Source organism: Geodermatophilus nigrescens (assembly GCF_900129495.1).
Lineage (GTDB): Bacteria > Actinomycetota > Actinomycetes > Mycobacteriales > Geodermatophilaceae > Geodermatophilus > Geodermatophilus nigrescens.
Genome location: NZ_FQVX01000002.1, coordinates 571,106 through 582,242 on the forward strand (window position 1 = coordinate 571,106; position 11,137 = coordinate 582,242).

At 79.2% G+C, this 11,137-nt stretch carries 9 protein-coding genes; 4 read left to right on the forward strand and 5 right to left on the reverse strand.

Annotated features, from left to right (window positions below; all coding sequences use genetic code 11):
* Window positions 1-8: 8 nt before the first annotated feature.
* On the reverse strand, window positions 9-1,358 hold the full coding sequence (locus tag BUE37_RS10320) for an MFS transporter (RefSeq protein ID WP_175562840.1): 1,350 nt from the start codon (window positions 1,356-1,358) through the stop codon (window positions 9-11).
* Between the two features lie 51 nt (window positions 1,359-1,409).
* On the opposite strand from BUE37_RS10320, the gene BUE37_RS10325 reads away from it, so the two are divergent.
* Complete coding sequence (locus BUE37_RS10325) at window positions 1,410-2,510, forward strand: LacI family DNA-binding transcriptional regulator (RefSeq protein WP_073420105.1); 1,101 nt, start codon at window positions 1,410-1,412, stop codon at window positions 2,508-2,510.
* Here the strand turns inward: BUE37_RS10325 and BUE37_RS10330 are convergent.
* Genes BUE37_RS10330 through BUE37_RS10340 form a run of 3 tightly spaced genes read right to left on the reverse strand, consistent with a single transcriptional unit; the run spans window position 2,507 to window position 5,225 of the window.
* A complete protein-coding gene (locus BUE37_RS10330; RefSeq protein WP_073420714.1) occupies window positions 2,507-3,271 on the reverse strand; it encodes a crotonase/enoyl-CoA hydratase family protein in 765 nt (254 codons plus the stop codon). The two genes, BUE37_RS10325 and BUE37_RS10330, sit on opposite strands and share 4 nt — an antisense overlap.
* A gap of 47 nt (window positions 3,272-3,318) precedes the next feature.
* On the reverse strand, window positions 3,319-4,419 hold the full coding sequence (locus tag BUE37_RS10335) for a CaiB/BaiF CoA transferase family protein (RefSeq protein WP_073420106.1): 1,101 nt from the start codon (window positions 4,417-4,419) through the stop codon (window positions 3,319-3,321).
* Window positions 4,416-5,225, reverse strand: coding sequence for a dienelactone hydrolase family protein (locus tag BUE37_RS10340; protein ID WP_245794490.1), 810 nt, complete (start codon window positions 5,223-5,225; stop codon window positions 4,416-4,418). Before BUE37_RS10340 ends, BUE37_RS10335 begins: the two co-directional genes overlap by 4 nt.
* A 160-nt stretch (window positions 5,226-5,385) precedes the next feature.
* Between BUE37_RS10340 and BUE37_RS23790 the strand changes: the two genes are divergently transcribed.
* The 3 genes from BUE37_RS23790 to BUE37_RS10350 all read left to right on the forward strand — a co-directional run bounded on the left by BUE37_RS23790 (window position 5,386) and on the right by BUE37_RS10350 (window position 10,358).
* Window positions 5,386-5,529, forward strand: a complete 144-nt coding sequence (locus tag BUE37_RS23790; protein WP_175562841.1) for a hypothetical protein — start codon at window positions 5,386-5,388, stop codon at window positions 5,527-5,529.
* A 172-nt stretch (window positions 5,530-5,701) separates the two neighbouring features.
* A complete protein-coding gene (gene mftD / locus BUE37_RS10345; protein WP_073420107.1) occupies window positions 5,702-6,961 on the forward strand; it encodes a pre-mycofactocin synthase MftD in 1,260 nt (419 codons plus the stop codon).
* An 85-nt stretch (window positions 6,962-7,046) separates the two neighbouring features.
* Window positions 7,047-10,358 carry an ATP-binding protein gene (locus BUE37_RS10350; RefSeq protein ID WP_073420108.1) on the forward strand — a complete coding sequence of 1,104 codons (3,312 nt, stop codon included), beginning with the start codon at window positions 7,047-7,049 and terminating at the stop codon, window positions 10,356-10,358.
* A 1-nt stretch (window position 10,359) separates the two neighbouring features.
* Here BUE37_RS10350 and BUE37_RS10355 read toward each other — a convergent pair whose 3' ends face one another.
* Window positions 10,360-11,061, reverse strand: coding sequence for a hemerythrin domain-containing protein (locus BUE37_RS10355; RefSeq protein ID WP_083628540.1), 702 nt, complete (start codon window positions 11,059-11,061; stop codon window positions 10,360-10,362).
* Between the last annotated feature and the right edge of the window lie 76 nt (window positions 11,062-11,137).

The window sequence follows — 11,137 nt, forward strand, 5'->3', positions numbered from 1 at the left end:
CCGGCACACTAACCCCGGTCCGCGGCGACCCGGCCGCGGGACCGGAGCAGCGCCGCGGCCACGGCCAGGGCGACCGCGGCGGCGGTGAGCCAGCCCGCCGCCGCGCCGGCCGCACCGGCGACGAGCAGCACGACGGCGACGCCCAGCGCGGTGCCGAGCTGGGCGGCGGTGTTGACCACCCCGGCCGCGGTGCCCTGCAGGTCGTCGGGGACGGCGGTGCCCAGCGACGTGGCCGCCACCGACGACAGCCCGATGCCCAGCCCCGCGACGGCGGCCGCCACCGGCACCGCCCACGGCGAGAGCAGCGCCCCGAGCAGCCCGGCGTCGCCGAGGGCGATGACGGCGAGGCCCGCCGCGGCGGCGGTGCGGGGCTCGGTGCGCCGCAGGACCCGGGCGGCCAGGGCGGCGCCCGCGACCACGCAGAGGCTGAACGGGACGAGTGCCAGCCCGGCCGCCGTCGGCCCGAACCCGGCCTCCTCCTGCAGGTGCAGCGTCGCGAGGGTGACCGCCGACGACGTGGCGGCCGTGTTGGCCGCCGAGGCGAGCGCGCCGGCCCGCAGGCCCGGGTGCCGGAGCGCGGCCGGGGGCAGCAGCGGGTCCGCGGCCCGCCGCTCGACCGCGGGCAGCGCCGCGGCCAGGGCGGCGCCGGCCGCCACCAGCAGTCCGCCGGCCGGCCGGTGCCCGCCGTGCTCGAGCAGCGCGGCCCCGCCGACGACGGCGGCCACCGATGCCGCGAGCACCGCCGCGCCGGCGACGTCGAGCCGCCCGGCGGCCTGCCGCGGCGCCGCGGGCGCGGTCGCGCGCACCGCGGCCAGCAGGGCCACCGCGAGCGGCACCGACAGCCAGAACAGCGTCCGCCAGCCGGCGAGGTCGGTGAGGACCCCGCCGAGGACCAGCCCGGCCGCGCCCGCGGCGGCACCGGCGGCGCTCCACGCGGCCAGCGCGCGGCGTCGCGGCTCCCCGTCCGGGGCGGCGGCGGTGAGCAGCCGCAGCGCCGGCGGCACCGACAGCGCGGCCGCGGCGCCGAGGACGCCGCGGGCGGCGACGAGCACCCCCACCGACGGGGCGGTCGCCGCCGCCAGCGAGGCAAGCCCGAACAGCACCAGCCCGGCCTGCAGCACGCGCACGGCGCCGTACCGGTCGCCGAGGCGGGCGCCGAGGACGAGCAGCGCGCCGAAGAGGACGGAGTAGACGGTGACGACGGGCGTGGCCGCCGACGGCGGGGCGCCGAGGTCGGCGAGCATCGCCGGCAGCGCGGCCACCACCAGCGTGGTGCCGAGGACGTCGGTGAACTGGACCGCGCAGAGCACGGCCACCGCGCCGCGCGCGGCCCGCGGAGGAGCGGCTCCCGGGGGCATGCGGGCACCCCTACCCCTTTTCTTCATCGATGAAGCGCGCAGGATGGGACCGTGCCCGCCGACCGCCCGAGGACGCTGCGCGACGTCGCCGCCGAGCTCGGGGTGTCGGCGAAGACGGTCTCCAACGCCTTCTCCCGGCCCGACCAGCTCTCCCCGCAGCTGCGCGAGCGGGTGCTGGACACCGCCCGCCGGCTCGGCTACCCGGGCCCGAACCCGCTGGCGGCCGGGCTGCGCCGCGGGCGGGTCGGCGCGATCGGCGTCGCCTACGACAACGGCCTGTCCTACGCCTTCGACGACCCGGTCGCGCTCGCCCTGCTCGCCGGCGCGTCCGCGGTGGCCGAGCCCGCCGGCGCGGGGCTGCTGCTGGTGCCGGGGTCCACCGACGCCCGCCGCCGCCTGGCCGCCGTGCACGGCGCCGTCGTCGACGGGCTGGTCGTCTGCTCCCTCGGCGACGACGACCCGCTGCTCGCCGCGGCCACCGCCCGCGGGCTGCCGCTGGCCGTGGTCGACCAGCCCCGGCCCGCCCGGCTGGCGGAGCTCGGGGCGCCCGGGACGCCGTGGGTGGGTGTCGACGACCGGGCCGCCGCGGCCGGGGTCGCGGAGCACCTGCTCGCCCTCGGGCACCGGCGGATCGCCGTCGTCTCCTTCGGCATGCACGCCGAGCCGATCGAGCGCGGCCTGGCCGGCGCAGGCGTGCAGGACGCGGCCACCTACGCCGTCACCCGCGACCGGCTGGCCGGCTACCGCGACGCCGTCGAGCGGGCCGGGCTGGACTGGTCGGCGGTGCCGGTGTGGCACGGCGAGGACAGCACCCCCGACGTCGGCGCCGCCGGCGCGGAGGCGGTGCTCGGCCTCTCCCCCGCGCCGACGGCGCTGCTGTGCCTGAGCGACCGGCTCGCCGAGGGCGCACTCGCGGTGGCCGCCCGCCGCGGGCTGCGCGTCCCGGAGGACCTGTCGGTCGCCGGGTTCGACGACGCCGCCCCGGCCGCGGGCCTCGGCCTGACGACCGTGCGCCAGCCGGTCCGGGAGAAGGGCCGGGCGGCGGCGGCCGCGCTGCTCGACGCGATCGCCGGCCGCCCGGCGCCGCCCCCGCTCACGCTCCCCACCGAGCTCGTCGTCCGGGCGACGACGGGCCTGCCGCCGGAGGACTAGCGGCCGCGCCAGACCGGGGCGCGGCGCTCGGCGAAGGCGGTCGCGCCCTCGCGCGCGTCCTCGGAGGAGAACACCGGCTCGATGAGCTCCTGCTGCCGGGCCCAGCCCTCCTCGGCGGTCCAGTCGGCGGTCGAGCGGGCGATCTGCTTGGTCGCCGCCACCGCGAGCGGGCCGTTGGCGGCGATCACGCCGGCCAGCTCGACGGCGGCCTCCAGCGCGCCGCCGTCGTCGACGACCCGGTTGACCAGCCCGACGGCGGCCGCGCGCTCCGCGTCGACCGGCTGCCCGGTCAGCAGCATCTCCATCGCGATCGCCTGCGGGATCCGCCGCGGCAGGAACAGCGCGGCGCCGGCGGCGGCCACCAGCGAGCGGCTCACCTCCGGCACACCGAAGCGGGCCCCCCGGCCGGCGACGACGAGGTCGCAGGCGAGCACCAGCTCGAAACCGCCGGCCAGCGCCCAGCCCTCGACGGCGGCCAGGAGCGGCTTGCGCGGCGGGGTCTGGGTGATGCCGCACAGCCCGCGGCCCTCGATGGCCGGCCGCTCGCCGCGCAGGAACGCCTTGAGGTCCATGCCGGCGGAGAAGGTGCCGCCCGCGCCGGTGAGGACGCCGGCCCGCAGCTCGTCGGAGGCGTCGAGCTCGTCGACGGCGGCGGCGACGCCCCGCGCCACGGCGGCGTCGAGGGCGTTCTTCGCCTCGGGCCGGTTGATCGTGATGACCTGCACGGCGCCGCGGCGCTCGACCAGGACCGGTTCGGACACGGGCGTGCCCCCTCCTCCGCGGCGGACCGCGGGCTCGTGCGGCCCCGTCAGCGGGGCCGCGACCACTCCGCCACGACGGCGGCGGCGTCGGCCGGGCCGTCGGCGACCGGCGCGGCGGGACCGGGCGGCGTGCGCGAGAAGCGCGGGGCGGGCGCCGCCTGCACCACCCCGCCGACCTCGGTGAACGTGCCGCGGGCGGCCAGGTGCGGGTGCGCCGGCGCCTCGCCCGGCTCGAGCACCGGGGTGACGCAGGCGTCGGTGCCCTCGAACACCCGCTCCCAGTGCTCCCGCGGTTCCGCCGCGAAGGCGCGGGTGAACTCCTCGCGCAGCCGCTGCCAGCCGCCGGGATCCATCTGCGCCGGCAGGCCCGCGTCCGCGAGGCCGAGGCCCGCGAGCAGCTGGGCGTAGAACTGCGGCTCCAGCGCCCCGACCGCGACGAACCGGCCGTCGGCGCAGGGGTAGACGTCGTAGAAGGGCGCGCCGCCGTCGAGCAGGTTGGTGCCGGGCCGGTCGGACCACACGCCCATGCCGCGCATCGACCACATGAGCTGCGAGACCAGCGCGACGCCGTCGACCATCGCGGCGTCGACCACCTGCCCGCAGCCCGACACGGTCCGCTCGTGCAGCGCCGACAGGATGCCGACCAGCAGCAGCATCGAGCCGCCGGCGTAGTCGGCGACGAGGTTCAGCGGCGCCCGCGGCGTCTCGCCCGGGTGACCGAGGGCCGCCAGCGTGCCGGTGAGCGACAGGTAGTTGACGTCGTGCCCGGCCCGCTGCGCCCACGGCCCGTCCTGACCCCAGCCGGTCATCCGCGCGTAGACCAGCCCGGGGTTGCGCTCGTGGCAGGCGTCGGGGCCGAGGCCGAGGCGCTCGGCGACGCCGGGCCGGAAGACGTCGACGAGCACGTCGGCGTGCGCGGCGAGGGAGAGCACGAGCTCGCGGCCTTCGTCGGTCTTGACGTCGGCGGCGACCGGGCGCCGGCCGCGCATCACGACGTCGCGGCCGCCCTCGGACATCCGCAGACCGCCGGCGGGCCGCTCCACCCGGACGACGTCGGCGCCGAGGTCGGCGAGCACCATCGCCGCGTGCGGGCCGGGGCCGATGCCGCCGAGCTCGACCACGCGCAGGCCCGCGAGCGGGCCGGTCACGCCGCGCTCCGTAGGTGTCGGTCGAGGAAGCGCAGGATGCGGCCCCAGGCGTCCTCGGCCGAGGGCTGGTGGTAGCCGACGCCGACGACCTTCTCCAGCGCGGTGAACGGCCCCGCGTTGTGGTGGTTCAGGAAGGAGTGCCCGGCGCCGGGGTACTCGTGCACGTCGTGCGGGACGCCCGCATCGGTGAGGATCCGCTCCAGCCGGGCGGCGGTGCCCCGCAGCGCGACGTCGCGCCGGCCGTAGCTGGCGACGACCGGGCAGGCGCCGGCGAGCACCCGCTCGGCGTCCTTCGGCAGGAAGCCGTAGTTGGGCGCGGCGACGTCGAAGCCGCGGGTGGCGCCCATGAGCGCGAAGCCGCCGCCCATGCAGAAACCGAGCACCCCGATCCGGCCGGTGCAGTCGTCGCGGTCGGCGAGGAAGCGGCGGGCGGCCTCGAGGTCGCCGAACGCCGGGCCCTGCCCGCTGTTCAGCGCGCGGAACGTCGAGCGCAGGCAGCGGCGCTTCCCGCCGGCGCTGAACAGGTCGGGGGCGACCGCGAGGTAGCCCGCGGCGGCGAGCCGGTCCGCGTGCTGGCGGACGTCGTCGGTGAGCCCGAAGACCTCGTGCACGACCACGACGCCCGGCCAGGGCCCCTCCCCCACCGGCGGGACGGCGAGGTGCGCGGACAGCTGCGGCGTGCTGACGCCGCCGGGGACGACGGTGCTGGGCAGGACGGCCTCCCGGGTCGCGGACGGTGCGGCGCGGCCGACGCTAGCGCCGCGGTGTGACCGCCGTCCCACCGGGCCGGGTGACGCGCGGATCACGCCCGGGGGGCTGGCGCGGACGGTCCTCGAGGAGGACAGTTGGAGATGCAGACCCAGCAGGTCGGAGCCGGTTTCCTGTGACCGGGACGACACCGCGGGGCCCGCCGGCAACGGCCGGGAGCGACCGTCGCCGTCGACCGTCGCACGAGGAGGACCCGTCATGACCCGCCTGCGCTCCGCCCTGGACTCCGCCCGCGCCACCCGCGCCCGTCGCCGTGACGACCGCGAGATCGCCCGCGCCCTGGCCTCCGCCCCGACGCTGGAGTCGGCGCACGAGATCGCCGCGCTGGCCGCGCGCCGCTGAGCCCCCGCCACTGAGCACGGCCGGCCCCGCGCCGGCCGCTCCCCACGACCCCTCGGCCCTCCGGCCGGGGGGTCGCGTCGTCCTGGGGTGTGGCCTGCGCGACATCCGCGGCGCTAGGGTGGCACTCAGTGCCACCGGCGGTGGGTCAGGGGCCGAGCGGACGGAGACGACAGTGGCGAACGCGTGGTTCGAGACCGTGGCCGAGGCCCAGCGGCGGGCGAAGCGCAGGCTGCCCAAGGGCGTCTACGGCGCCCTGGTCGCCGGCTCCGAGAAGGGCCTGACCGTCGACGACAACCTGCGGGCCTTCGACGAGCTCGGCTTCGCCCCGCACACCGCGGGCCTCGCCAACGCCCGGCAGATGACCACCACCGTCATGGGCCAGGAGGTCTCCATGCCGGTGCTGATCAGCCCCACCGGCGTGCAGGCGGTGCACCCCGACGGCGAGGTCGCCGTCGCCCGCGCCGCCGCTGCCCGCGGCGTGGCCATGGGCCTGTCGTCGATGGCCAGCAAGCCGATGGAGGAGGTCATCGCCGCCAACCCGAAGACCTTCTTCCAGCTCTACTGGGTCGGCGACCGCGACACCATGGCCGCCAAGGTCGAGCGCGCCCGCCGCGCCGGCGCCGCCGGGCTGATCGCCACCCTCGACTGGTCCTTCGCCTACGGCCGGGACTGGGGCTCCCCCTTCATCCCCGAGAAGATCGACCTCGAGGCCGTCCGCCGCTACGCCCCGCAGGTGGCGCTCCGGCCGCGCTGGCTGCTGCAGTTCGCCCGCACGATGAAGCTGCCCGACCTCAGCGTGCCGAACATGGTCGGCGACCCCTCGGAGACCCCGCCGACCTTCTTCGGCGCCTACGGCGCGTGGATGCAGTCGCCCATGCCCACGTGGGAGGACGTCGCCTGGCTGCGCGAGCTGTGGGGCAGCGACAAGCCGTTCATGCTCAAGGGCGTCATGCGCGTCGACGACGCCAAGCGGGCCGTGGACGCCGGCGTCACCGCCATCTCGGTGTCCAACCACGGCGGCAACAACCTCGACGGCACCCCGGCCTCCATCCGCGCCCTCCCGGCGATCGCCGAGGCCGTCGGCGACCAGGTCGAGGTCCTGCTCGACGGCGGCATCCGGCGCGGCTCCGACGTCGCCAAGTCCCTGGCCCTGGGCGCCAAGGCCGTGATGATCGGCCGCGCCTACCTGTGGGGCCTGGCGGCCAACGGGCAGGCCGGCGTCGAGAACGTCCTCGACCTGCTCCGCGACGGCCTCGGCTCGGCGCTCACCGGCCTGGCCCGCGAGTCCGCCGCCGACCTGTCCCGCGACGACGTCGTCGTCCCGCCCGGCTTCGAGCGGCGCCTCGGCGTCCCCGGCGACGACGCGCCGGTCACGACCGCCCCGGCGGCGCCGAAGGCCCCCGCCCGCCCGCGCCGCCCGAAGAGCGCCTGAGCCCGGGTCCGGGGCCGCTGCCACGTCGCGCGGCCCCGGATCCGACCTGGTCGGGGCCTGTCCGGCCGCCTACGCTGCGCCCGTCATGAGCGGCGAGACGGGGCGGGTCCGGTTCCGGGTCCTCGGCTCCGTCGGCGCCGACCGCGACGGCGCCCCGCTGGACCTCGGCGGCCGCCGGCAGCGCTCCGTCGTCGCCCGGCTGCTGGTCGCGGGCGGGCGGATGGTGCCCGCCGAACTGCTGGTCGCCGACCTCTGGCAGGGCGCCTCCCCCGCCGACGCGACGGGCGCGCTGCAGGCGCACGTCAGTCACCTGCGCCGGGTCCTCGAGCCGGGCCGGGCGCCCCGCACCCCCGCGCGGCTGCTGGTCACGGTGCCGCCGGGCTACGCGATCCGGGCCGAGGGCGACGCGACCGACGTCGGCGAGGCCACCCGGCTGCTCGACGAGGGCGACCGCCTCCTGGAGGCCGACCCGGCGGCCGCGCGGCAGCGCTACACCGCGGCCATCGACCTGTGGCGCGGGCCGGCCTACGCCGAGTACGCCGACGAGCCGTGGGCCGCGCCCGAGGCCGCCCGGCTGGACGAGCTGCGGCTGACCGCCGTCGAGCGCCGCGCGGCCGCCGCCCTCGCCGCCCCCGGCGGCCGGGATGCGCTGCCCCAGCTGCGCGCGCACGTCGCGGAGCACCCGATGCGCGAGGAGGGCTGGCGACTGCTGGCGCTCGGCCTCTACCGCGCCGGACGGCAGGGCGAGGCGCTCGCCGCGCTGCGGGACGTGCGCGCCCGGCTCGCCGACGAGCTCGGCGTCGACCCCGGGCCGGCGCTGCGGGCGCTGGAGGACGACGTCCTGGCGCAGGCGCCGCACCTGCTGCCCGTCCGCGCGCCCGCCCCCGCCGCCGGCCGCCCGGTGCCCGTGGCCGCCGCGGGACCGCCGCGCCCGGTGGGCCGCGACGCCGAGCTCGCCGCCCTGGAGGCCGCCGCGGACCGGGCGGCCGGGGGCCGGCTGGAGGTGGCGCTGCTCGCCGGGGAGGCCGGCAGCGGCAAGACGACGGTGCTGGACTCGCTGCGCGCCATCCTCGCCGCCCGTGGCTGGACGACGCTCGCCGTGTCCTGCCCCGAGACCGACGGCGCCCCGCCCGGCTGGCCGTGGGCCGAGGCGCTGCGCGCGCTGGCCGCGACATGCCCGTCGGAGGACCCCGCCCCGCTGGCGGCGCTGCTCACGGACGACGCGCCGGCCCCGGCCGGCGGCGACCCCGCCGGCGACCGGTTCCGGCTGCACCGCGCCGTCGCCGCCTGGCTCGCGCGGGCAGCCGCCACCGCGCCCCTGCTGGTCACCGTCGACGACATGCACCGCGCCGACCGGGAGACCACCGCCCTGCTGCTCGACGTGCTGCCCGCCCTGGCCGGCTCGCCGGTGCTGCTGGTCGCCGGGCACCGCCCCGAGGAGAGCGCCGCGCTGGCCGACGTCCTCGCCGCGCTCGCCCGCCGCTCCCCGGAGGCGCTGCGGCTGCGCGGCCTGGACCGCGACGCCGTCGACGCCCTCGTGGCCCGCTGGTCGATCACGCCCGTCGACGGCCGCACGCGCGCCGCGATCGCCGAGCGCGCCGACGGCAACCCGTTCCACGTCCGCGAGCTGGTCCGGCTGGTGGGCGGCGGCGCCGAGGTGGCCGCGGTGCCGGGCAGCGTGCGTGACGTCGTCCGCCACCGGCTCGCCGCGCTGCCCGCCCGCACCGGCACCCTGCTGCGGCTGGCCGCGGTGATCGGCCGCGACGTCGACGCGGAGGTCCTCCTGGCCGCGGCCGGGGAGAACGACGAGGAGGCGCTGGTCGAGGCGCTGGAGGCGGCGCTGGTCAGCGGCCTGCTCGTGGAGCCCGGACCGGGGCGGCTGCGCTTCGTGCACGCCCTCGTGCGCGACACCCTCTACGAAGACCTCTCCTCCCTGCGCCGCACCCGGCTTCACGGCCGGGTGGCCGCCGTCCTCGAGCGGCTGCGCCCCGACGACGTGACAGCGCTCGCCCACCACGCGGCCGCGGCCGGGCCCGGGTCGGCCGCGGCGGCGGCCCGATGGTCGGAGGCGGCGGCGGAGCTGGCGCAGCGGCGGTTCGCGCACGCCGACGCCGCGGTCATGTGGGGCCGGGCGGCAGACGCCACGGCCACCGCCCGGCCCGGCGACGGCGCGGAGCTCGCCCGTCTGCTGGCCGCGCAGGCCGCGGCCACCGCGCTGGCCGGCGCCGTCGGGCCGGCGCGGGCCCTGCGGGCACGGGCGCTGGCGGCGCTGCCCGACGACGCGCCCGCCCCGCTGACCGCCGCGGTCCTGCTGTCCTCCGACGTCCCCACCTTCTGGAACCCGCGGGTGGACCCCGTCGACGACCGGTTCCTCGCGCGCACCGAGGCGCTGGCCGCCTCCCTCTCCGACGACGACCCGCTGCGGCCCCGTCTGCTGGCGCTGCTGGCCACCGAGCTGGAGGAGCGCCTCGACGAGCGCGCCGCGCCGGTGTCGCGCGCGGCCGTGGAGGCGGCCCGCCGCGCCGGGGACCCGGTGGCGCGGGCGCACGCGCTGGCCGCCCGCGCCGTCCACACCCACCGCGACTCCGCGCCCGACGAGCGCGCCGCGCTGGGCACCGAACTGCTCGACCTGGCCCGCGGACACGGCCTCGGCGTCTTCGAGGCGGTGGCCCGGCTGGTGCTGCTGCAGGACGCGTGCGCCCGCTTCGACCTCGCCGCGGCCGACGAGCAGGCCGCCGCGGCCGAGGAGCTGGCCGGCCGGCACGGGCTGCGGCTGCTGCGCGGGATCGCGCGCGCCTACGGGGGGATGCGGCTGGCCTGCGCGGGCCGCGGCGCCGACGCCGACCGGGTCTACGGCGACGCCGTCGAGGAGTTGCTGGACGCCGGCTGGTACCGCGACGTCGCGGAGTCGGTGCGGGTGGTCGGCCGGCTCTGCCTGCACGCCTCCGGCGCCGGCGCGGGCGTGCCGCCGGTGGGCCGCGCCGACGTCGAGCGGGTGCTGTCGGCCGCCCCCGACGACCTGCGGGAGAGCGTGGCGCTGGCGCTGGTCCTCGCCGGCGACGCCGAGGGCGCCCGCGCGCTGGGCCCGGCGCTCCCGCGCTACGGCCGCGACCCCTACACCCAGGTGTTCCTCTACTTCCGGGGCGTGGTGGGACTGGCGCTGGGCGACCCGGCGCGCACCGCGGAGGCGGAGGCCGGGCTCGCGCCGTGGGCCGCGCGGGTGTGCGCGGCGGAGTCGGCGTCGGTCGCGCTGGGCCCGACGGCGACGCTGCTGGCGCGGCTGGCCGCCGCGCGCGGCGACGTGGCCGCGGCGGCGGCCCACCAGCGGGTGGCCGTGGCGGTGGCCACGGCGTCGGGCAACCCCGGCTGGCTGGCCGCCGCCCGCGCCGCGGTCTGACTCAGGCGCCGCGGACCAGGTCGCGGCGGCGCAGCCAGCCCGGCTGGACCACGCGCAGCAGCAGGCGCAGCGGCGCCGGCGCCCCGGCGAACAGCTGCGCGCGCTCCTCGCGCGTGCGGCAGGAGTCGACGATCCACGGCAGCACGAACACCATGTGCCGCGGGCTCGTCCCCTTCCGGAAGCGCGTCTCCACCCGGGCGAAGTCACCGGCCGAGACGAAGCGACGCATCACCGGGAACACCTCGCGCTCCTCCTCCCCGATGTGCTCGTCGAGCTCGTCGGCGAGCTCGGTGAGGACGGCGGCCAGCGGCGCGGCCGAGGCAGGACCGGCCTCCGCGAATCGGGCCAGCGCCGACCGCGCCCGGTCGAGGACGCCCTGCAGCGCGGTGTGGTCGTCGGAGAGCGGGCCGAGGTCGACGGCGTCGCCGGCCGACGCCACGATCACCGGCCACAGGACGTCGTCCTCGCGGGAGTGGTGCACGTGCACCTCGTGCAGCACCGCCTCCCCGAACCGGACGACGGCGCGCTGCCGGTCCGGCGGGCACGGGTCCCCGGCGGCGATCGCGGTGGCGGCGTCGGCGAGCAGCCGGCAGCCCGAGCGCAGGGCGCGGTGGACGAGGGAGAAGCCGAACAGGTCGGGCTCGGGGTCGCCGGGACGGCGCGGGGTGACGGGGAAGGGCAGGGCGGGGCTGGTCGAGGTCATGCCGGGACGGTCGCGCCGGCCGGTTGGCGGCGACTTGTGAGCCGCATGGCACGCCGCGTGACCGGCCCGTGACCCG